Origin of the sequence: Longitalea luteola, assembly GCF_017356035.1 — a bacterium.
GTDB classification, from domain to species: Bacteria; Bacteroidota; Bacteroidia; order Chitinophagales; family Chitinophagaceae; genus Niastella; species Niastella luteola.
In genome coordinates, this window is sequence record NZ_JAFIQX010000007.1 from 169,764 (window position 1) to 191,682 (window position 21,919).

18 protein-coding genes are annotated in these 21,919 nt (G+C 46.3%); 13 read left to right on the forward strand and 5 right to left on the reverse strand.

The window, feature by feature from the left end:
* The first annotated feature begins 17 nt into the window (after positions 1–17).
* Positions 18–2,084, forward strand: coding sequence for a RagB/SusD family nutrient uptake outer membrane protein (locus tag JUB15_RS18030; RefSeq protein WP_207513895.1), 2,067 nt, complete (start codon positions 18–20; stop codon positions 2,082–2,084).
* A 97-nt stretch (positions 2,085–2,181) separates the two neighbouring features.
* Here JUB15_RS18030 and JUB15_RS18035 read toward each other — a convergent pair whose 3' ends face one another.
* A complete protein-coding gene (locus JUB15_RS18035) occupies positions 2,182–3,423 on the reverse strand; it encodes a polysaccharide lyase family 20 protein (protein WP_207513896.1) in 1,242 nt (413 codons plus the stop codon).
* 602 nt (positions 3,424–4,025) lie between these two features.
* Between JUB15_RS18035 and JUB15_RS18040 the strand changes: the two genes are divergently transcribed.
* Entirely contained in the window at positions 4,026–4,787 is a 762-nt protein-coding gene (locus tag JUB15_RS18040; protein ID WP_207513897.1) for an SDR family NAD(P)-dependent oxidoreductase, read from the forward strand.
* Positions 4,788–4,976: 189 nt separating this feature from the next.
* On the opposite strand, the gene ligD is transcribed toward JUB15_RS18040, so the two are convergent.
* Positions 4,977–7,052, reverse strand: a complete 2,076-nt coding sequence (gene ligD, locus JUB15_RS18045) for a DNA ligase D (protein ID WP_207513898.1) — start codon at positions 7,050–7,052, stop codon at positions 4,977–4,979.
* Between the two features lie 129 nt (positions 7,053–7,181).
* Here ligD and JUB15_RS18050 point away from each other — a divergent pair, with 129 nt between their 5' ends.
* A complete protein-coding gene (locus JUB15_RS18050; RefSeq protein WP_207513899.1) occupies positions 7,182–8,000 on the forward strand; it encodes an ion transporter in 819 nt (272 codons plus the stop codon).
* A 20-nt stretch (positions 8,001–8,020) separates the two neighbouring features.
* On the opposite strand, the gene JUB15_RS18055 is transcribed toward JUB15_RS18050, so the two are convergent.
* Complete coding sequence (locus JUB15_RS18055; RefSeq protein ID WP_207513900.1) at positions 8,021–8,842, reverse strand: universal stress protein; 822 nt, start codon at positions 8,840–8,842, stop codon at positions 8,021–8,023.
* 226 nt (positions 8,843–9,068) lie between these two features.
* Positions 9,069–9,302 carry a hypothetical protein gene (locus tag JUB15_RS18060; protein WP_207513901.1) on the reverse strand — a complete coding sequence of 78 codons (234 nt, stop codon included), beginning with the start codon at positions 9,300–9,302 and terminating at the stop codon, positions 9,069–9,071.
* 151 nt (positions 9,303–9,453) lie between these two features.
* On the opposite strand from JUB15_RS18060, the gene nhaA reads away from it, so the two are divergent.
* The 6 genes from nhaA to JUB15_RS18090 all read left to right on the forward strand — a co-directional run bounded on the left by nhaA (position 9,454) and on the right by JUB15_RS18090 (position 16,538).
* Positions 9,454–10,635, forward strand: coding sequence for a Na+/H+ antiporter NhaA (gene nhaA, locus JUB15_RS18065; protein WP_242696406.1), 1,182 nt, complete (start codon positions 9,454–9,456; stop codon positions 10,633–10,635).
* Between the two features lie 112 nt (positions 10,636–10,747).
* Complete coding sequence (locus tag JUB15_RS18070) at positions 10,748–12,418, forward strand: pectate lyase family protein (RefSeq protein WP_242696407.1); 1,671 nt, start codon at positions 10,748–10,750, stop codon at positions 12,416–12,418.
* Positions 12,419–12,710: 292 nt separating this feature from the next.
* The gene (locus tag JUB15_RS18075) at positions 12,711–13,388 is read left to right on the forward strand and encodes a response regulator transcription factor (protein ID WP_207513903.1); all 678 of its coding nucleotides are present in this window, start codon (positions 12,711–12,713) and stop codon (positions 13,386–13,388) included.
* On the forward strand, positions 13,385–14,665 hold the full coding sequence (locus JUB15_RS18080) for a sensor histidine kinase (RefSeq protein WP_207513904.1): 1,281 nt from the start codon (positions 13,385–13,387) through the stop codon (positions 14,663–14,665). The genes JUB15_RS18075 and JUB15_RS18080 overlap by 4 nt, the downstream gene beginning before the upstream one ends.
* A 38-nt stretch (positions 14,666–14,703) precedes the next feature.
* A complete protein-coding gene (locus JUB15_RS18085; RefSeq protein ID WP_207513905.1) occupies positions 14,704–15,153 on the forward strand; it encodes a PepSY-like domain-containing protein in 450 nt (149 codons plus the stop codon).
* 89 nt (positions 15,154–15,242) lie between these two features.
* Complete coding sequence (locus tag JUB15_RS18090; RefSeq protein ID WP_369411555.1) at positions 15,243–16,538, forward strand: nucleoside hydrolase-like domain-containing protein; 1,296 nt, start codon at positions 15,243–15,245, stop codon at positions 16,536–16,538.
* A gap of 108 nt (positions 16,539–16,646) precedes the next feature.
* Here the strand turns inward: JUB15_RS18090 and JUB15_RS18095 are convergent, their stop codons facing one another.
* On the reverse strand, positions 16,647–17,270 hold the full coding sequence (locus JUB15_RS18095) for a hypothetical protein (RefSeq protein ID WP_207513906.1): 624 nt from the start codon (positions 17,268–17,270) through the stop codon (positions 16,647–16,649).
* Between the two features lie 385 nt (positions 17,271–17,655).
* Here JUB15_RS18095 and JUB15_RS18100 point away from each other — a divergent pair, with 385 nt between their 5' ends.
* From JUB15_RS18100 to JUB15_RS18115, 4 genes are all read left to right on the forward strand, one after another.
* Complete coding sequence (locus tag JUB15_RS18100) at positions 17,656–18,354, forward strand: response regulator transcription factor (RefSeq protein ID WP_207513907.1); 699 nt, start codon at positions 17,656–17,658, stop codon at positions 18,352–18,354.
* 71 nt (positions 18,355–18,425) lie between these two features.
* Positions 18,426–19,784 (forward strand): HAMP domain-containing sensor histidine kinase, encoded by a 1,359-nt coding sequence (locus JUB15_RS18105; RefSeq protein WP_207513908.1) that lies wholly within the window; start codon positions 18,426–18,428, stop codon positions 19,782–19,784.
* A gap of 197 nt (positions 19,785–19,981) precedes the next feature.
* The gene (locus JUB15_RS18110; protein ID WP_207513909.1) at positions 19,982–20,575 is read left to right on the forward strand and encodes an RNA polymerase sigma factor; all 594 of its coding nucleotides are present in this window, start codon (positions 19,982–19,984) and stop codon (positions 20,573–20,575) included.
* Between the two features lie 102 nt (positions 20,576–20,677).
* On the forward strand, positions 20,678–21,844 hold the full coding sequence (locus JUB15_RS18115; protein ID WP_207513910.1) for a FecR domain-containing protein: 1,167 nt from the start codon (positions 20,678–20,680) through the stop codon (positions 21,842–21,844).
* Positions 21,845–21,919 lie beyond the last annotated feature (75 nt).

The window sequence follows — 21,919 nt, forward strand, 5'->3', positions numbered from 1 at the left end:
TGATTAAAAACAGCGTTATGAAATTGAAGAAATTAAATAGACTATTCTATAAATCCCTGTTAGGTTTAACCATAGCAGTTTCCGTTTCCGCCTGTAAACTCGACGAATATAACCCCGTGTCTTTATCGGAGCAGGATGTGCTCAAAAAGTTCAACGACTGGAAGGCGTATCAGTCAAACTGTTATACCGGTCTTTGGGGATCACTTATTGGCATGCCTTACGGGATCGTTTCTGAAGCCGGTACCGATCTGTGGACATTCCCTTATGGCAATCACAACCAGTACCGCGATGTGATCGCTTACGAGGAATTTACCATCAATTCCGGTGTGGTGAGAAACACCTGGGATTTTGCCTGGGGCTCCATCAAGGATTGCAACAAAACCATTCAACTCTCGGAACAGCTCGAAGATGGCGATGCCAATGAAATTAAAGTGCTGGTAGCAGAAGCCCAGTTGCTGAGAGCCTACTATTATTCAGTACTGGTGGCCCAGTTTGGCGAAATTCCATTGATAACAGTGGATGATCCTATTAAAAATCTGAACCCCACCCGCAATAGCGTTCCTGAAATATATGGACAGATCGTTTCCGATCTACGGTCTGCATTCAATAATCTGCCGGTGACGCCGCTTGACAACAACCTGCAACGGGTAACCAAGAAGTCGGCGTTGGGACTGCTTGCGCGTGTATATGCACAGGGAGCCGGGGAAGGATTGAGTGAAGGCGGAAAATCATATTGGCTACGGGCGAAAGAGTGTGCCGACAGTCTGATCAACGGTATGGGAACCTACAATGCAGTACTGTATGATGATTTTGCCAAAGTGTTCGCTTCGGCCAATAACAGGAACAACCTGGAAGCGTTGTTCACCGCTTATGGCCTCAATCCATACAGTGAATCTTACGACTATGCAACCGGTAATACAAAACCCAATCTGTACCTGCATTATTATCCCAAACTGGATGATGCCTTTGGAACGGGGAAATTGCTGAAAAGGGGGGTGAACTCAAATACATCAAATGCGTATTATGGACGTTTGAACCAGCAGTTCATAGCGCCCACCAAATACCTCATAAATTGCTTTAATGCCAATTATGATAAACGTTGGGAGAATACATTTGTAACGGCATTTACCAACTATTCAGGCACGCAGGCCATTGCCAGCCTTGGCACCGGTGTTCCTGCTCCGGCCAATGTTACGTACAGTGCGGCAACCGTTACACTGACGGCTGATATATGTAATGATTTTGGCATTGATCTTTCGCATGTAGGAAAGAAGATCTATCCGTATGTAGATGTGAATGCCCGCAATGCTTCCCGGAATGCAACCTGGCAATATATTCCCAAGGTATGGGAGAAAGGGGCTGTTTCAGGTTCAGCAGCTGATCTGAGGGATGTAGCCAATGCCAATGTGCATCCTTATCCACTGACGGAAGATGAGAACAGGTTTTTTGCATACCTGAGCAAAGAGCCGCTGAGTGCAACCGATAAAAACAAACGCAGTTATGTTACGGTGAATATCGACGATCTCTTCGATATGGCAGCAGATCCTTCCGGCAGCACCTATAAGACCGTTACCTCAACCAATGGCTTGAAGCCACCGGCCCTGGCAAACCTGTTCCCTGCAATGCATAAGTTCAATAGTAATTTCGATGGCGGCTGGCTGGGTGGTAATTTCCAGCAAAAGCTGGGTAATATTATGATCATGCGGATGGCCGAAGTATATTTAATAGCTGCGGAAGCCACCCTTCATGTTAATGCAGGCGATGGAGCGGCTGCTGCCCAATACCTGAATGTATTGCGCAGACGCGCCACCCGCAATCCTGCCGACTTCACCACCGGCACCGGCATGCAATTGACAACGGCTACTATGAACGATGTATTTGACGAATACGCCCGTGAATTGTGCGGTGAGTATAACCGGTGGGCCCTGCTGAAGCGCAATAAAGCCTTCGAAAGCCGGTTACAGACATACAATAAAACCGCTTTCGCCAATTTTGTTCCTTCCAAACATTATAAACGTCCGATCCCGTTTGTATTCCTGAACCAGATCAATAATGCCAACGAATTCGGAAACAATGGTTATTAGTTAGCAGACATTATGTTTCATGTTCCGGCAGGTTGGGCCGGAACTCCAATAAAAAAGGATCGCGCAGGCGATCCTTTTTTAGTTCTGGGTACTGTCGTTATCTTACGATAGTGAATGTAATGGTTCTTGAGGCGCCGGCAGTGCCACTGGCATTATCCGAAGAGTAGGGAGTAGCTTTCAGTGTATAAGTGCCCACTGGTGGTGGATTCCAGTTGCCATAGTAGAAGTTGCCATAACCGTCATCGCCATGCAATGCAAAGGGCGATCTGTTATCTGTGTAGGAGTCGCTTTGCTGGCCGCTTAATTCCAGCTTAACGCTGCCCACTTCCCCCGAGGTAACTGCACGGATATTCACTTTTTCGAGGTCAAGTGCAGAAAGATCGATCGTTTGTCCATTGCTGATCGACTGCACATCGTCTTCTGTGGCGGAATTAACCAGTTTGAAGTCGGTAACGCTCATCCCGGTAGTCGTGCTGCCTGAACTGGATGAAGATGGTTTGGTGCCACTCGGCGTGGGTTCCATATCGTCGTAAGTAGCATACTGGTTACCCATTTTGATATCGTCGTAATACAATACCCTTGAGCTGGTGGAAGAAGTGCCGCTGCCGTTCCAGGTGGATTTGTAAATGCCGAATTTCATATTCGGGATATCGAAATCATCCCCGACTTTATACATATTGGCACCAACATAGTGCATGACCTTTTCACCATCGATCCACATTTCAATTAAACCGTCTGAGTAGGCAGAGTGTTTGATGTGCATAACATAAGAACGCCATCTGTCTTTTACCCAGGCGCCCAGGGGATGCCATTTACCCAGTATTCGCATATAAAGACGGTCTTCTAATATGCGAAGGCAAAGTGCCGGTGTTTCGCCGCCGCCCTGGTGCCATTGCGTGATCACATCGTCTTCATCGTCATATTTGAATTTATCCGACGGGGCATATATCGCATATGCATACCAGCGGTTCAGATTGGCGGAAAAAGGAAAGAAGCTGATCTCGGCCCTGGTTCCGCCATTCGTTTCAGGATCACTGTTCCTTAATTCAAAACGAGCCGATTTTAGTCCCTGGTAACAATGGGTAGTTGCGGCGGTAATTCCATAAGAGGTGGACTTTTGAACGCTTACACTGTGGCTGAAAAAGCTGCTGCCATCGATATTGTCGGCCCAAAGTAGATTGCTCAGTGATTCAATGGAAGCGGTACGATTCAAGATGTCAGACTGAGGCTCATCGGTCGCATCCGATATTTCTTTGTTGCAGGATACGATAAATGCCATAAACAAGGAGGCGGCCACTAACCCGGTAGTGTTACGGGAGAAATTGTTTTTTTTGTTCATCAGTTTTTCATTTGAGGTTAATAATGGTAAATCTTTCCCTCATCGCATTACAGGAACACTTGTCTGTAATACGTCAGAGTATTTTTGTAAAATGTAAACACTGCACAACACCCCAGGATGCAAACAGATCATGGCAAGACCTGCTTTGCCCGGGCATTATGTAATGGTTTTGCCGAACCGTGGGAAACTCATTAATGATCTCCGGAAAAAGAAATCGAATTGACCGTTTAGCCGTTCATAACTGTTATAGTGAAAATAAAGTCTGTTGGGAGCTGTCGAATAGACGTCCCTTTTACTTTTTCTTACGGTAGCGTGGAGGGGTGGTTGTAGGTTAGTTTGGATTAACTTCCTTTAGCTTAAGTAAAGAATGCGGAAAAGGTAGTATTAAATATAAAAAGGACCAAAAGAAAAGGATGAAAAAGCTTATTCGGGCAAGAAAAGGTCCGTTATGAGGAAACCCACCCTGCCGTTTAACCGGTGCGTTTCAGTGCCGGCGGCGCATCTAAAATCTTAAGCAGTCACCATTTTTACTTATATACTCACCATGACGCCCCAGTCAATTCACGTGATCTTTGCCTTGTAAATCAAAGCAATCGAAACGTATGAACAATACAAACAAAATCGCACTGATCACCGGCGGCAGCCGCGGATTGGGAAAGAACGAAGCAATGACCCTGGCCAGACATGGGCATGATGTAATTATTACATATAATAACCGTAAGGAAGATGCGGATAAAGTGGTAGCCGACATCAATGGACTGGGCCGTAAAGCGGCAGCGCTGCAGTTAAATACCGCAGAAGCGAAAACATTTAACGCATTTAAGGACCAGCTTACCGGTCTGTTACAGGAAAAATGGAATACCAGCCGGTTTCATTTTTTGATCAACAACGCTGGCATCGACTGGGCTGCTCCGTTTGGGCAAAGCACAGAAGAACAGCTGGATACACTTTATAATATTCACTTTAAAGGGGTGTATCTCCTGAGCCAGACCCTGGTGCCTATGATGAATGATGGCGGCCGTATCGTGAACACCTCAACGGGTTTGGCAAGATTTACCACGCCCGGGTATGCGGCCTATGCATCCATGAAAGGCGCTATTGAAACGCTCACCAGGTACATGGCCAAGGAATTGGGCCAGCGCAGGATCAACGTCAATATGGTGGCGCCCGGCATCATAGAGACGGACTTTACGGCTGCTGCCCGGCAACATGAAGGGCTGGTGGAATTTATTTCCAGTCAGACGGCACTGGGCCGTATCGGTCAGCCCGACGATATAGGTGGCGTAGTAGCCTTCCTGTGCTCCGAGGAAGCCCGTTGGGTAACCGCGCAACGCATAGAAGCATCGGGCGGAATGTTCCTGTAAATCGACCATTCACAGATCTGACGGTATGTATAATTTTCAATATTATAAACAGACTATTGTTGATATTATACCGTAGAAGATGTTCCATGGCTTATAAAACTGAAAAGGCTTTCTGATGTTTCGGGGAGCCTTTTTATAGTAGCTAAGAATTACTAACGCCGGGTAACATGCCTGTTGTTGCATTCTTCCTTAGATCTTTTCAAGCCCCTTATTATTCGCAGCAATAATTTTCGCATCCCCGAGCTTCAACCACAGATCGCCTTTTTTTCGCAGTCTTGCCCGGATGGTTTCCATGGTAAAGGAATACCGGTCAAGACCCTTCCTTACCTCTTTCCATTCAAGCGGCGTACTAACCAAAGGTTGATGATAGGGGCGAATGGAGTAGGGGGCCGCTAACGTATCTGCGTAGTCGTTCTGTCCGGCGTCAATATATACTTTATCATCGCGGTTATTGATGGATTCCTGCCGCGTGCTGATGCCAGGCACGAGTGAATGGATCTCATCCGCCAGCCTGTATGCCAGCGCACGCGCCTGCTTAAAGTTGAAATGGCTGCAGGGAATATAAACATGCATTCCGGTTTTGCCGCTGGTCTTTACAAAACCGGTCAGCCGGCGTTTGTCAAGCAGTTCTTTCGTTGCCATGGCTACCTCGATGGTTTGTGCAAATCCCTTTGCTTCTGCTTTCGCCAGTTGTTCGTTTTTTAGATCTTTGTCAATCGTAGGGTCAAGGTCAAGCCATAAATAATCAGGCTCTTCAATATGAGCGGTGCGTGATGCCCATATATTCACATCCACACAGCCCAGGTCAACCAGGTAGATCAGCGTCTCGAGGTTATTACATACCAGGTAATCTATCTGTGTTCGCTTGCCGGCTTTTTTAACCCGGCGTTTGTCGGTAAATACCGCAGCGCAACCCGGCTGCCGGTGCTCCATATCCTTGATGAATGTTCTTGGGCCGCCGGCATGGGTTAGTTTGAGGTTGAGCGACTGCGGACGGTCTTTCAGGTAAGGCAGGATGTAGCCTGATATTTCACTGTAATAGATCAACAGCTTGCCCTTGGGCACGCCTTCCCATAATTCCCGTTCCAGGTTATGTACGGGAATGGTGCAATTCGGCATTTCAAACGGCTGCCAGTGGGCGGCTTCCTGCTCTTTATCTACTTTTTCCCAGCCACTGTCTTCATTGAGATAAATTGGCTTCTTCTTAGCCGGGCTTTTTGTTTTGACAGGCTCTTTCTTTTTTCGCGGTTTGCTTTTGGCGGGTACTGTGTCAGCCATTTTTTCAGCCGCGGTTTCGTTGATGTTTTTGATCAGCGGAATGATCACGTCTTTCGGATCTTTATCTTCCCGGAATCCCTTCCAGGTAGCCGGCTTTCTGATCCTGCCCGATTCGGTCATTTCGGCGTATTCAAAATGGGCTACCAACTCGGGTTTCACCCAGTGAATGACCGCGCCTTTCGTGTCGAGCACCTTGTTCATGAACGGCGTTTTACTGATCTCGCGTGCTTTTAGCTGCTTCAGGATACCGGGCATTTCCTTTTCTTTAAAGCCGCCGCCGCTGCGGCCAAGCCAGATAAGTTTTCCTTTATCATAAGCGCCGAACAGGATCGATCGAAAATGCCTGGCTTTATCGCTTTCTGCCCAGCCGCCGATCACAAATTCATCTATCTGCTTTACCGGAAATTTTAACCAGTTGTAGCTGCGGTCGTCTTGTATATATTCACTTTCCTTTCTTTTCGCAATAACGCCTTCCCATCTTTTTTCTTTCATCAGGTGGAACAGCGCTTCCCCATCATCAAAGGAGTCGCTGAAACGGATGATGTCGTTCCCTGCCGTGAGTTCCTGTAGTATGCTTTTGCGGGTAGTTAAGGGCAGTCTGGTGAGATCATAACCATCGAGATATAGTATGTCGAACACATAATAACTGATGGGTGTATCCTGTCCATTGTACAATTGAACCAGGTTGAATCGCGGATGGCCTGCGGCATCAAAGACCACCACTTCGCCATCAAGTATCATATTCCGGTTCAGGGCCCTGAGGGCGTCTGTTATCAGTGGATACCTGTTCGTGTAGTTCAATCCACCCCGGGAGTCGAGGCGCAGTTTTTTCTTGTTGACAAAGGCGATGATCCGGTAGCCGTCCCACTTAACTTCGTAGAGGTATTGCTCATTATTTGTAATGCCTTCAGAAAGAGTAGCCAGCATAGGCCGCACAGCATCGGGCATGGCCGATCTTTTGCCTTGTTTGTACACTGCAGGTCCCATACCGTATTACCTGCTAAAAACACGCCAGGCAGCAGCTGTTGTTTTGGCGGAATTCTTGCGGCTACATCAAAAAAATGGAGCTATGCCATCAATTTACGAACTTGTCGGTTGTTTTAAACTTTATTATTCATGGAAAAAGCCAACCCTATAACCTGGCGAAACAGGCTTCATAACACAATTTATGAATCGAACACGATGGCAGGTAAGGCCTTCGACGTGGCCCTGCTGGCATTGATAATGTCAAGCATTGTGGTGGTCATGCTCGACAGCATTGATGAGTATCATGACCGGTACGGGCGGGTGTTTTATATCATGGAATGGGCCTTTACAGGTTTGTTTACCCTGGAATACCTGTTGCGTTTAATAAGTATTCAAAGACCCTGGCGATATGTATTTTCTTTTTTTGGCCTTATAGATCTGCTGGCCATCATACCCTCTTACCTGAGCATCTTCCTGGTAGGGGCGCAATCATTGCTGGTGCTTCGCGCCTTGCGGTTATTGCGGGTATTTCGGATTTTCAAGCTGACCCATTTTTTAACGGAAATGGAGTTCCTGAAAATATCCATTGCCACCAGTTTAAAGAAGATCACCATCTTCATGCTGGTCGTGCTGAGCCTGGTCATTATTCTGGGTTCCGTCATGTACCTGGTAGAAAACGGGCAGAACGGATTTACCAGCATTCCCGCCAGCATTTACTGGGCAATTGTTACCATTACTACCGTCGGTTATGGCGATATCACACCCGTGACGACCGTGGGTAAGTTCGTTGCGTCTTTAATGATGTTCATTGGTTATGGCATCATTGCAGTTCCTACCGGCATTATTACCACGGAAATGGCCTTTGCCGCCCGCCGCAGAAAACATGGTCATGAGACCTGTCCGGGCTGCGGGAGAGAAGGGCACGACAATGATGCGGTGTTCTGCAAGTTCTGTGGCACTTTGTTGTGATATGAATGGAATGTGCCACCTTAGTTTTCGCTGATCCTTATTATACTAAGAATGGGAATTTTTGCCTGGTTGATGATGTTTTGCGAAGATGGTCCAATAAAGAATGGCCTTGCCGGCATATCGATGCCCGGCGAAATAACGATAAGGTCAGCGTTCGATTCTTCCGCTCCGGCCAGTACACTGTTGGAGATATTTATGTTATTGCTATAACTCAAAGATATTTCTATATTGTTGTTGCCGTTGTTATTCGTGATCTCCCTGATCTTGGAAGGCAGGGGAAACAGCGTTGTTTCAAACCTGCTCGTGGTTATGCCTAATATTTGAACTTTATAAGGCGTTTCGGTTTCGACCGCTATATTTTCAATGATGCGATACAGCTTATAGGTGAATTTAGAGGGCCTTACCGGGAATAAAATGTTTTTAAAGTCGATGCGTAAGGGTCCTTCGGGGATCAGCATAACGGGGCAGGTGCATCTTTTAACCACGTAGTAGGCGTTGGATCCGATTGCTGGCCCGCCCTGGCCCGGCAATCCATGTGAACCCATAATTACAAGGTCGATCTTGTTTTCTGCCACCGTATTCACAATGGTATGCCCTACAATTCCGTCGGCAAAAATGATTGTCGTTTGAATGCCGTGTTCTATTGACAGTTTTCCCGCCATGGCATCGAAAACTTCTTTTGCCTTTTTCTTTGATTCAAAGATGACTGCCTCGGGTATTACATCTTTTACATGAAGTATGTACAGTGTTGCATTATTACCTGCAGCAATCTTTATGGCTGTTTTCAGTGCATTCAGCGATGCCTCACTATAATCGGTTGGAACCAATATACTCTTTATCATTAAAACGGCTTTATGCAGAATCGGCTGCTCACTTTATAATAATGATATCCACCACTGCAAGTTGGGCAACTTTTAATAGCCAGCACTTAATACGTTATTAGAATGTTGTTAGAATTGACCTTAAAACGCATGTGCGCCTGGGATCACCTGCCATTTTTTGCCTGGAAAGAATAGCTAATGCGTTGGTTAGTAGTACGGTGAGATGGGATTAAGGGAACTGCGGCGTTTATTTTCCAATGCTGTTTTTACCGGAGGGGCGGGAGCTTACATGCGCCCGTTTTTCGTAATTTTCGATTTGATGGTTTAATTCAATGATCACACTTTTGAGCGAATCATTCTGCAGGATCAGTTTCCGGTTGGCCGACCTGTAATCGATCGTTTGCTTTACAAAAAAGCTGCTTCCGACAATTAAGGAAACTGGAATGATAAAATAAAGAATATATACGCGTTTTGCTTTCATGTCAACGATCGCCTATGCAATTTGATCTTTATTTATTGTTTGGTTATTAGATTGAGGTTAAAAAAATATTAGAAGAAACGTTGCACAAGGTATAATATTTTTGCACCTATTTATTAATCAGGGCTTATAAACGCGCTTACAAATGACATCCATGATCACTAAAATGTTTACTGAATTTGTTAACAGCGAAAGATCCGGCGGATTTGTATTACTGATCTGTACAATCTTGTCCCTGATCCTGGCGAATAGTGCTATTGGTGAAGGTTACCTGCATTTCTGGCACCAGGAGATGGGGTTTGAAACATCGGCTATCCGGCTTCGATATTCTATTGAACACTGGGTCAATGATGGCTTGATGGCCATATTCTTTTTACTGGTAGGCCTGGAGATCGAGCGGGAGTTGTACATAGGTGAATTGTCGACGGTAAAGAACGCGCTGCTTCCCGTTTTTGCAGCTATTGGCGGTATGCTCGTGCCGGCTGCCATACATTTCTTACTTAATAAAGATACAGCTACCCAGTCGGGATTTGGCATACCCATGGCTACCGACATTGCGTTCGCCCTCGGCATTTTGTCACTACTGGGCAACAGGGTTCCGGTTAGTTTGAAAATTTTCCTCACAGCATTTGCCATCATCGATGACCTGGGCGCCATCCTGGTTATTGCTATTTTTTACACCAAAGCTTTTTCCTTCTTTTATTTTGGTTTGGCGATGGCCATTTTGGGTTTACTGTTCATTATGAACAGGCTGAAAATTCATAAGATCTATCTGTACATCATTCCGGGAATAGCCATGTGGTATTGCATGATGCAATCCGGCGTTCATGCTACCATCAGTGGCATCCTGCTGGCCTTTGCTTTACCCTTTGGCAATGGTGATGAAACCACCAGCTCATACCGTATGCAACATATTCTACACAAACCGGTTGCATTTATTGTGCTGCCTGTCTTTGCGCTGGCAAACACCGGCGTCAGCATTCATGCCAACTGGTATGAACAGCTCTTTTCACCGAACAGCCTTGGGATACTGCTGGGCCTGATTGTTGGCAAGCCCCTGGGCGTCTTTCTTTTTTCTTATAGTGCTGTAAAGTTCGGAATAGGCAACCTGCCTGCAGATATTAACTGGCGGCACATCATGGGAGTAGCTATTTTGGGCGGTATAGGTTTTACCATGTCTATTTTTATCACTTTGCTTGCTTTTGACAACGGCGATACAACCATCGAATCGAAGATCGCCATATTTCTCTCTTCCTGTATTGCTGGTCTATTAGGGTATTTATACCTGTACTTTCTGGCCAGAAAGATCACGGCCGGGGTCCCCTCTTCCCGGTAGCTGTCTTTTCCCAAATCCTTCCCGATTTGGGTTTTTAATTTGTACCGGATAATCAGACCGCTGTTCCGGCGATACACTGAAAAGAGAAACCATCTTAATTAACAATACAATAATGAAACATTTGATGAACTGGAAAGGTCCCATTGTTCGTAGACCGGGAATATACGGAATAACGCTGGCGGCTGCAGCCGTATTCAGTATAGGATCAGCCAAGGCGCAATACCCGAAAGTACCCCAGGAAATAGGCAGGGCAAGCAATGAAATGATGCAGGCCGCACTGCGGCATTCTGATTCCATGTGGCAGAAAGCATGGCCCGTAATCCAGGAAGATGCCAAAAAAGGAAAACCCTTTATTCCCTGGGCTGCCCGGCCTACTGATCTGCCGCAGGCTGATATCGCTGCATTTCCAGGCGCTGAAGGCGGCGGAAAATACAGTTTTGGCGGCCGCGGCGGTAAGGTGTATGTTGTAACCAATGTCAATGATGATGGCCCTGGAAGTTTACGGTGGGCTTGTGAGCAGGGCGGCGCCCGCATAGTGGTATTCAATGTGGCGGGCATTATCAGGCTGAAAACGCCGCTGATCATCCGGGCGCCTTATATAACCATTGCCGGACAAACCGCTCCCGGCGACGGGGTATGCGTGGCCGGCGAATCTGTATGGATCAATACGCACGACGTGATCATCCGGTTCATGCGTTTCCGGCGCGGTGAGACCAATGTAGGGCGCAGGGACGACGCTATTGGCGGCAATCCCATCGGCAACATCATGATCGATCACGTGTCTGCCAGCTGGGGCCTGGATGAAAATATGTCGATGTACCGGCACATGTACGATGATAGCACCGGATCGCAGGAACAAAAGCTGGGCACGGTGAATATCACTATCCAGAACTCTATTTTTGCCGAATCGCTGGATACCTGGAACCATGCTTTCGGCAGCACGCTGGGCGGTGAAAATGCTACGTTCATGCGCAACCTGTGGGCCAACAATGCCGGCCGTAACCCATCTATCGGCTGGAATGGTATCTTCAATTTTGTCAACAACGTCGTTCACAACTGGGTGCACCGTTCGGTAGACGGCGGTGACTATCGCGCCTCGTATAATATTATCAACAACTATTTCAAACCAGGGCCTGCAACGCCGAAAGATGCGCCTGTAGGCCATCGCATCCTGAATCCGGAATCTGGTCGCAGTAAACTCAAATACAAGGTATTTGGCCGCGCTTATGTAAATGGAAATATCATGGAAGGGTATCCGGAGATAACCCGCGACAACTGGGCCGGCGGCGTACAGGTAGAAGATATGAATGACCGGGATCTGCCAGATGCTGGTCCGTACAAGGAATTCATGAAATGGAACAAGCCATTCCCTATGGCGCCACTGACCATCATGTCAGCTGAGAAGGCTTTTGATTATGTATTGCAGCATGCGGGCGCTACGCTTCCCAAAAGAGATGCGGTTGACCAGCGGATCACCCGGCAGGTGCGCACCGGCAAGGTGAATCCATTGCCCAACGTAAAACTGCCTGAAACGCAGTTCGAGCACCGCAGGCTGCCGATCGATTCCTATAAGATGGGGATCATCACCGATATCAGCCAGGTAGGCGGTTATCCTGAATACAAGGGCACTCCTTATAAAGATGCCGATAGCGATGGTATGCCTGATGAATGGGAAAAGAAGAACGGGTTGAATCCCAACAATGCCGCCGACGCCTCCCAGGACCGCAATAAAGATGGCTATACGAACATTGAGGAATACCTCAATAGCGTAGTGAAAAGCTAAACGCAAAACGCTGAACGCAAAACGCAAAACGCTGAACGCAGAACGCAAAACGCAAAACGCAAAACGCTGAACGCTGAACGCAGAACGCAAAACGCAAAACGCTGAAGGCTGAACGCAGAACGCGGAACGCTTGCTCGCATGTATCTGTCCGCGCCTTCCGTGCGGCACCCTCGCGAAAGTTCGGAAAGCAGGGCTGTAAGCGATTCGAAACCTGGCATTGCGCCTTAAGCCTTTAGCCTTTAGCTTTGAGCCTTGCGCCTTGAACGTTCAGCGTATTCCATATTTTTGCCTTATGAAGATTCTGGTAATTGAAGATGAACCGGCAATGCTTGAAGTGATCCGGCAATCCCTGCAAAAAGAGAACTTTCTTGTAGAGGTTGCCGGAGATTTCAGCAGCGCGCTGCGCAAGATCATTGCCTACAACTATGATTGCATTCTCCTCGATCTCACCTTACCCGATGGCAACGGTTTCGAGCTCCTGCAGGAACTTAAAAAGATGAATAAAACGGATGGTGTTATCATCATTTCTGCAAAAGATTCTGTCGATGACAAGATCCGCGGTCTGAACCTCGGCGCCGATGATTACCTCACCAAACCCTTTCATATCGCAGAGCTCAATGCCCGGATAAAATCAGTGCTACGGCGAAAAGTATTTGATGGAAAGAATACCCTTGAGTTGGGCAATATAATGATCGACCTAAACGACAGAACGGTGACGGTAAAAGCGGAACAGATGACACTGAACCGCAAAGAATTCGACATTCTTACCTATTTTATGGCTAACAAAGGCCGGCTGGTGATAAAGGATGCCCTGGCGGAATATATCTGGGGCGATTACGCCGATCAGGCCAATGACTATGAATTCATCTATTCCCAGATCAGGAACCTTCGTAAGAAACTGAAGGAGCACGATAGCGGCATAGAAATTCGGGCCGTCTATGGAATAGGTTACAAGCTGGTTGTACTATGAAACTGCTTAATCACACCCTGCTGTATCTTTCCGTTTCCTTACTGGCGGTATTGGGATTATGGGCCCTTATTTTCTATTTCAATATGCTGGAAGAAGTGAAGGATAGCATCGACGACGGACTGGCCAATTATAAAATGCTTATTATTTACAAGGCCCAGAAAGATACATCCATGCTCAGCAGTGCCGCCTTCGGCGCCGAAAATTATACCATCAGGGAAATTGCTCCCTCGTATGCCATCCAGGTGAGGGATTCGTATAAAGACAGTTTGCTTTACTCTGAGCGTTTGAACAGTTATGAACCGGTTCGGCTGCTAACAACGGCTTTTGCTGCAGAGGACGGGCGTTTCTACGAACTGAAGATCATTTCAGCGGCAGTAAATAAAGCAGAACTGATCAGGAAACTGCTGCTCTCCTTAACGGTGCTGTATATGCTCATGCTGGCCAGCATTATTGCGATCAACAATTTTGTGCTGAAGCGCATCTGGCGGCCTTTTTACTACCTGCTTAACCAGTTGAAAAAGTTCAGGCTTGCCAATGCCACTTTATTCAGGCCGGCTACAACCACTGTCACAGAGTTCAGGGAACTGAACGATACATTATTGTCTTTGCTGGGCCGTAACCTCGATACCTTTATCAGCCAGAAGCAGTTTATCGAGAATGCATCGCATGAATTACAAACGCCGGTCGCAATCAGCATTAACAAGCTGGAACTGCTGGCGGAGCGCAATACATTGTCGGAAGAGGATGTTCAAACGGTTGCAGCTGTCATTCAAACACTGGAAAGCCTCAAACGAATGAACAGGTCGCTGCTCCTGCTGTCAAAAATAGAGAACCAGCAGTTCGCGGCCGAGGAAAAGGTGAACTTAAATGAGGTGATCAAAAAAATGGTCAGTGATTTTTCGGATCTGTCAGAGTTCAAAGAAGTGCAGCTATTGCTATTGGAAGATGGTCAATTTGACCATGTAATGAATAAAGACCTGGCGGAGATGCTGGTGATGAACCTGCTGAAAAATGCCATCGTTCATAACCGGCCCAACGGTACGGTTACCATCTCCATCTCTCATTCATCCTTTACTATTGAAAATACCGGCGAAGCCGCCCCGCTTGACCCGGTGAAAATGTTTGACAGGTTCTATAAGAAGACCGCCGATAGAACATCCACCGGGCTCGGACTAGCCATCGTAAAAGCGATCACCCATTTCTATGGCTTTTCCATTGAATATCATTTTTCCGGAAATCATGTATTCCGGGTTGGGGTAACAGGGCAGGGTAGTTAAGACAATTAAAAGACATGTTCTTATTTTGTACAATTAAAATGAAACTGTTGAAAAGGGGTTTACTATTGCTGGCATTGCTTTTTTTTGTAATCACCGGTGCTGATGCACAGGCGGTGAAACAAAAGAATGTGCCCTCTATTATCCTGAATGCATTTCAATTGAAATTTCCCAAAGCAGCCGATGTAAAATGGGAACTCGAAAATGGAATGTATAAAGCGGAATTTGAATTGGATAATATCGACCATGAAGTGTGGCTGGATCATAGCGGCAGGTGGAAAAAACATAAACAGGATTTTGAGGAAAAGGATCTGCCCAAAGCGGTGAAAGCGGCTATTCAGGCAACATATAAAGACTTTGAAGTGCATAATGTTGAGCTGATTGAAGAAGGCAGGCGAAAGTTTTACAAAATGAAGCTGGAAAGATCAACTGTAAACCGGAAAGTGATCTTCGATGAGCATGGTAAAATAATTTTTGATAAAGAGAATTAAGAATTGCATGAGGGCTGACTCAACCTTCGTTTAATGGTGGTTTAAACAGGTATTTATTATCTTAGAACAACATTAAAAAATACCTGGACGTGAATAAACTGTTTAGTGTCTCCCTGTTGTTATGCTGGTCGCTTGTCCTCTCAGCACAAAAGCCCGTACCAGTGAAGCCCCGCATTTTGATCAGTACCGACATTGGCGGCACAGATCCCGACGATAATCAGTCGATGATCCATTTCCTGATGTACAGCAACCGTTTCAATACCGAAGGCCTTATCTCTTCACCATCCTATGGCCATGGTACGAAGCAGCACCTGCTCGATATGATCGCGCTGTACGAAAAGGACCTGCCTGCACTTGAAAAGTTTGACAAGGGTTTTCCATCCCCCGATGCGTTACGCGCCATCTGCAAACAGGGCCGGCAGGGAGCAGCTCCTTTCGCAGGTTATACAAAAGCCACTGAAGGTTCCAACTGGATCGTGACATGTGCCCGCCGGAAAAGCCGCCAACCCTTGTGGGTATTGGTGTGGGGTGGCCTCGATGATCTGGCCCAGGCCTTACACGATGCGCCCGATATCCGAAAAAACATTAAAGTGTACTGGATAGGCGGGCCGAACAAAAAATGGAGCACTAACAGCTATGCCTACATTGTGCAGCATTTTCCCGACCTGTGGTTCATTGAAGTGAATTCCTCTTACTACGGTTTCTTTTCCAATAAGGGTATGCCCGACAGCGTAAGCACCACCAATTATTATGATCGCTACATGGCTGGCGCAGGCCACATGGGAAAAGACTTTAAGAATTACTATGGCGGAAATGTAAAAATGGGCGATACGCCATCCCTGTTGTATATGATGGACGGCGACCCCAATGATCCGCAGAGAGAAAGCTGGGGCGGCAGTTTCGAAAAATTCGATCACAGCGCCCGGAATATTTTCAACCGTAATACAACGCTGACCGATACGGTAACTGTCTGTTCCATACTGGAATTTCATATAAAGGGACCACAGCTACCTATTCCGCCCGATTCAGCCTGTTTTACCATGAGCGTTAAGGCCGGTATTGGTGAACAAAAATGGGCCGGCTATTACCGCGGCGAAGGAAACTATGTGGTGCGGTATGCCCCCAAGCAGGCCGAAATAATTTCTTATACAATCACGGCTGATATTCCCGGTTTCCAGGCGCAGTCGGGCCAGTTTGTCGTAGACAATCTATGGCCGGGTAAACGCAGGGAAACAGACTACCCATTAGGAAAAGATTGGTATACCGACCGCAGCGATCCCAGGTTGTATGACGGCCAGATCCAGGGCGGCATTACGGTAAAGAAATGGCGCTACGATGTGCTGATGGATTGGGCAAAGCGCTGGCAATGGTTAAAAACAAAATAAAGACAGTGGAAACAGTGGCCAACCCCGCGTTGCCTGTTTGTAAACAGGCAACGGTACTAATGTCAATGACGGTGGCCGCCATGAACCGGAGTAAGCTAAACTACCGGATCACTGTAACTGTACCTGCTTGGGCGATTGCTTCCTGGTTTTAATGGGCAGGTGGTCGATCTCCGGCAGATTGTCAATCGTGCATACGGCGGTATCGTTGCCAAAAAGTTTTTTCAGGAGCTTAACTTCCTGTTCGTTGGCGGCATGAAAGCTGATGTTCGACTGCAAGCGGAAACGGGCGAATAAGAAAGCAAAATATCGCCTCTTAATGACGTTGAAGCCAACACCATTGTTAAAAAGCGATCCCCTGGCGGCTATGATAATTTTCCCTTTAAATCCGGTCTTGTTCAATACGTAAAACGGCATTAGCGAAAAACGCCATGATAGCATGGTGTTGATATAAACCGCATGAGGGTTTATTTTCCTGATGATCTGCTTTAACGCAGCGGCTGTCATATTTTTTGGAGGAACGTACCTGACCACACTTTTATTGGTGAGGGGGCTCCACTCATTGGTGACAATGCCTTTAAGTGGTGATTTATCGCCCCGGTCCTTGTTGGAGGTCAACACATAAAAGCAATTTTGCGGCGATAATTCATTGACGAGATTACTACAGGGAGTGATGAACTCGTCGGCTTTATGGGCCGGAAAATACCATTGTGTTAATACGAGAATTCGTTTCATAATGTCGGGAAGTGGTGGGGGGTTAACTAATTAAGTTGTACAATCACAGCAATTTTCTTTGTGCTGCCCCGGGTCTTATTCAACCAGGTATGTAATCAAATTACTGCAACACTCCTTAAAAAGGGCTTAAAGAAAAAAAATAAAAGCATTAACTGGGGAAAATGACTTACGCCGCTGCAAGGTTACATGTATGCTTATGTCAAATCCTGATCTTGATCATTTTTTTTAGTGGCTGCCGTTACGTAGTTTGTATACGCAGAACGCCTGCCCGTCCGTCTAGAAATTAATGGAGACCAGTAGGCGCGCAGCGCCTTACGAAAGCAAGCCTTCAGCCTTAAGCGTTGAGCGTTAAGCGTTCGGCGTTAAGCATTAACCGTTGCAAAAGATGGATAATAAGAAATGCATCATTGTCATTGAAGATGAAGCTGCCGTTCAACAGAACCTGGTGGAAAGCCTTATTCGAAATGGCTTTGATGTGTTTGCTTACAAGAACGCAGAGCAGGCGATAGAGTCAGATGTTCTGCAAATTGCCGATGCCGTTATTATAGATATCCGGCTGCCGGGTATAAACGGCTGGCAGGCTACATCTATCATTAAAAAGAACCATTCAGGGTTACCTGTGCTCATGGTAACTGCCTATAGCGATGTGAACTACCGGTTGCAGGGATTTGAAACGGGGGCTGATGATTATATCATCAAGCCTTTTTTTATGGAAGAACTGATCGCCCGGCTTAGAACCATTTTAAAACGTTATGAAATGGCGCCGGGAGGCAAACGATCTTACCAGGTGGGCGATTTGAATATCGACTTGAAAGCAAAGGAAGTTTTCCGCGGCGGTGAAATGATCCGGTTAAGTCAAACGGAATTCAATCTGCTGGCGCTGCTGGCGGAAGGCAACGGGTTGCCCGTATCGAAAGAAGAGATCCTCAAAAAGGTATGGAAAGGCAAGTACAGTGTCGGCGACAATACGATTGAAGTGTATATAAATTTATTGCGCAATAAGATCGATAAGTCATTTCCCCAGAAGTTGATCCACACAAAGCCGGGATTTGGCTATTTTCTTTCTATCAAAGACGATTTCTGATTTCTGATTTCTGAAGTCAAAAAATCTCGAAATCTCAAAATCTCGAAATCTCGAAATCAAAATCTCCGTTTATGAAAAGTTTACGGGTACGGTTCGCCATTGGCTTTTCCCTGCTTTTTACCGTTTTTCTGGCGATAGCGCTGATGATCGTTTATTTTTCATTTGCAGATTTCCGTAAAGATGAATTTTACAGACGATTGAAAGATCGGGCGCTCACGACTTTCCGGTTCCTGATAGAAGTGGAGCAGATTGATAACGACATTTTAAAGGCGATCGATAGAAACACCCTGAACAGCTTATATAACGAAAAGGTGATCATCTTCGAAGACTCCCTGGTAATTTACACAAGCATCGACGATATCAAACTGCAGTATGATGCGGAATTGCTGGCGCAGGCAAAACAACATGGCGAGATCTTTACCACCAAAGGCGTCGACGAGTTTGTAGCCATGTACATTGTACAAAACAATAAAAAATACACCATTTTAGCCGAAGCATTTGATAAGTACGGCCGCAGAAAGATGACATTCCTGAAATGGGTCATGTTCATTGTTTATTTTTCCGGACTGATCATTGGATGGACGGCTACCTATTTCTTTGTTAAACAGCTGATCTCACCGCTTGAATCATTGAAAAGCAACCTGCAGAATATCAACTCAGCCAATCTGGGCATACGTTTACAGGAGCAGGGGCAGGGGGAAGAAGTGAACAGCCTTGCCGCCAATTTCAATCAGATGCTGGAACGGCTGCAACAATCATTCAGTATTCAAAAAGATTTTGTTCATTACGCTTCCCATGAACTTAGAACGCCGCTCACCGCCATGATCGGGATAACCGAAAACGCGCTGGGCCAGTATTTGCAACCCAAACAATATCGCCAGGCCCTGGAGCAGCTCTATTCCCAGCAACAGAATTTAACCGGTATTACCAATTCCCTGTTGTTGTTGTCTGATTATAAAATTCTAACGGAGCGCGATTATCCCAGCCTCAGGCTCGATGAATTATTGTTCAGGTCTGTAGAGATTATCCAGGCATTGTATCCCGACGCATTGATAGAAGTGAACCTGGAAGGTTCCACCGCATCGGAAGAACTGTTAATGGTGAATGCGAATGAGCCATTATTATCCATGGCATTTAATAATCTTTTAAAAAATGCCTTACAATACTCGGTCGATAAACGGGCAATGGTAGTGGTGCGGTTTACAGAGAACGAAAAAGCGGTGATCTTCAGGAATGCCGGTGAACCATTATCACCGGAAGAAGTACGACTCATCTTTACCCCGTTTTTCAGGGCGTCAAATGCATCGATGATCAAAGGAAGCGGCCTCGGCTTACCCCTGGTAAAGCAAATTGCGGAATTGCATAAAGCCACCATCAGCTATGAGTGGGACAATGGCTACTCTGTTTTCCGGTTCTCCTTTTTCGGATGAGCGCATTTAAGATTTCCAAAATATTAAATTTTGTTGAAAATACTTTAATTTACCTTAAAATATGTAAAATTGAGGTAGAATCCTCCTGTGAAAACAGCCAAAGCCTTTTCCGCTGTTTAACGAATTAAACAGAAAACAGAAATTACTACGCGGTGGCCCTGGCAGCCGCACTGCTTGGAACCAGAAAACAGGCGAACATGCACAACTACGATTATGCAGCCTTTACCGATCAGGATCTGCTGCAGCTGCTTAAGAGAGATGATGAAGTAGCGTTCACCCAGGTGTATAAACGGTACTGGAAATTGCTTTATACCACTGCTTTCAATATCATCCGCGAAGAGTCTGTCGTCGAGGATATCGTACAGGAAGTATTTATCAGGATCTGGCATGGCAGACATGAGCTTGACATTCATTCATTAAAGGCTTATCTGCAGCAGTCGGCCCGCTTTGGCGTCTTAAAAATGATACGCGCACAAAAGCATGACAAGGCCTTTTACGATCGACTGGCTGCCGTAAGTATGGATATTCTCGCAGATGATCTGCTGGTATATAAAGAACAAAAGGAACTGTTCGATAAATTATTAAGCGGTCTTCCCGACGCTTGCAAAGAAGCCTTCTGTCTGAGCCGGGAAGAAAACCTCACTTACAAGCAAATTGCGGCCAGACTGAACATCTCCGAAAAGGCAGTCGAAAAGCGAATCTCAAAATCCTTACAATATTTCCGCGATCATCTTAATTATGATCTGTGCATCGCTATCCTGTTAGCAGCAGGATCTGCGAAATGCATTTAACGCACCTGCAAAACTTTTCTTTCCTTTTATTTTCTGCCCTCAAAAAAATCTTCGATTAATGGTAGGGTGGGCGCCCGATTCCGGTTCTTATAAAATGAACACATGGATAGAAATAATTTTCTCGAATTATTGGATAAATACCTCAGGGGTACTGCAAGTCCTGTTGAACAACAGCTGGTAGAGGATTATTATAAACGCCTTAGTGAAAAGGACGAGATACCGTTGCCTGCTGATAAGGAAAGTGCACTTGAAGCCAGGATGTTGCAAAATATCCGGCAGGGCATGCAGCGCGTGCCGGTTTCACCCGCCAGATCGCATGGCATGTTCCGGTGGATGTATGCCGCTGCCGCTTCGGTATTGATTGTATTGGCCGCAAGCCTGTACTTCGCCAAAAAGGATGTGCAGCGACCGGAGCCGGTGGTGAAACAGAACAAGGCACCAGACATTGCGCCCGGCCGGAACGTGGCTTCTCTTACATTAGCTGATGGCTCCCGTATTATTCTGGACCAGGCTGATAATGGCATATTGGCCAATGAAGGCGCTGCAACCGTTTCAAAAGCAAAAGATGGCCAGTTGGTTTACCATGCCGGCAGCGCGGCCGGAAGTGCTGCCGCTACAGCACCAGGATATAATACGATCGCCACACCTTACGGTGGTCAGTACCAGGTGATCTTACCGGATGGCACAAAAGTGTGGCTGAATGCAGGTTCTGCATTGACCTTTCCTACCGTTTTTACAGGCAGTACGCGATCCGTGCAATTAAAAGGGGAAGCATATTTTGAAGTTGCGCATAATGCATCGCTGCCGTTTACTGTAGAAGGCGGCGGCTCCACCGTTCAGGTGTTAGGCACAAAGTTCAATATCATGGCCTACGAAGATGAAAAAAAGGTAAATACGACACTGCTGGAAGGTTCGGTAAAGATCATTAAAGGAAATAAGAGCCGCCTGCTGAGACCCGGCGAACAATCGACGATCAAAGGAGAAGAAATAGCCATCAGCGACGCTGATGTAGACGCGGCTTTGGCATGGAAAGATGGTTACTTCGTGTTTAAGAACGAAGACCTGGCCAGTATCATGCGTAAGATCGCCCGGTGGTACAATGTAACCATCCAATACGAGGGGCATTTCGGTAATAAAACTTTTGGCGGAAGGATCTCCCGTTCCCGGAACGTTTCAGAAGTACTCAAAATGCTCGAATTAACCGGTTCTATACGATTTAAGATGCTGGATATCGAAACAGAAAATGCAAAAAAGATAGTTGTTTATTAATGGTCCTCTTGATTGGAACACCTCCTTCGCCGGCTGACGAAGAGGCCGGGAGGGGACTGCATGATAAAAAATAAC

What these genes read in the sequence shown, in the direction of transcription:
- JUB15_RS18030 (WP_207513895.1), top strand. Translation starts at nt 18, where the DNA reads ATGAAATTGAAGAAATTAAATAGACTATTCTATAAATCCCTGTTAGGT.
- JUB15_RS18035 (WP_207513896.1), bottom strand. Translation starts at nt 3,423, where the DNA reads ATGAACAAAAAAAACAATTTCTCCCGTAACACTACCGGGTTAGTGGCC.
- JUB15_RS18040 (WP_207513897.1), top strand. Translation starts at nt 4,026, where the DNA reads ATGAACAATACAAACAAAATCGCACTGATCACCGGCGGCAGCCGCGGA.
- ligD (WP_207513898.1), bottom strand. Translation starts at nt 7,052, where the DNA reads ATGGGACCTGCAGTGTACAAACAAGGCAAAAGATCGGCCATGCCCGAT.
- JUB15_RS18050 (WP_207513899.1), top strand. Translation starts at nt 7,182, where the DNA reads ATGGAAAAAGCCAACCCTATAACCTGGCGAAACAGGCTTCATAACACA.
- JUB15_RS18055 (WP_207513900.1), bottom strand. Translation starts at nt 8,842, where the DNA reads ATGATAAAGAGTATATTGGTTCCAACCGATTATAGTGAGGCATCGCTG.
- JUB15_RS18060 (WP_207513901.1), bottom strand. Translation starts at nt 9,302, where the DNA reads ATGAAAGCAAAACGCGTATATATTCTTTATTTTATCATTCCAGTTTCC.
- nhaA (WP_242696406.1), top strand. Translation starts at nt 9,454, where the DNA reads ATGATCACTAAAATGTTTACTGAATTTGTTAACAGCGAAAGATCCGGC.
- JUB15_RS18070 (WP_242696407.1), top strand. Translation starts at nt 10,748, where the DNA reads ATGAAACATTTGATGAACTGGAAAGGTCCCATTGTTCGTAGACCGGGA.
- JUB15_RS18075 (WP_207513903.1), top strand. Translation starts at nt 12,711, where the DNA reads ATGAAGATTCTGGTAATTGAAGATGAACCGGCAATGCTTGAAGTGATC.
- JUB15_RS18080 (WP_207513904.1), top strand. Translation starts at nt 13,385, where the DNA reads ATGAAACTGCTTAATCACACCCTGCTGTATCTTTCCGTTTCCTTACTG.
- JUB15_RS18085 (WP_207513905.1), top strand. Translation starts at nt 14,704, where the DNA reads ATGAAACTGTTGAAAAGGGGTTTACTATTGCTGGCATTGCTTTTTTTT.
- JUB15_RS18095 (WP_207513906.1), bottom strand. Translation starts at nt 17,270, where the DNA reads ATGAAACGAATTCTCGTATTAACACAATGGTATTTTCCGGCCCATAAA.
- JUB15_RS18100 (WP_207513907.1), top strand. Translation starts at nt 17,656, where the DNA reads ATGGATAATAAGAAATGCATCATTGTCATTGAAGATGAAGCTGCCGTT.
- JUB15_RS18105 (WP_207513908.1), top strand. Translation starts at nt 18,426, where the DNA reads ATGAAAAGTTTACGGGTACGGTTCGCCATTGGCTTTTCCCTGCTTTTT.
- JUB15_RS18110 (WP_207513909.1), top strand. Translation starts at nt 19,982, where the DNA reads ATGCACAACTACGATTATGCAGCCTTTACCGATCAGGATCTGCTGCAG.
- JUB15_RS18115 (WP_207513910.1), top strand. Translation starts at nt 20,678, where the DNA reads ATGGATAGAAATAATTTTCTCGAATTATTGGATAAATACCTCAGGGGT.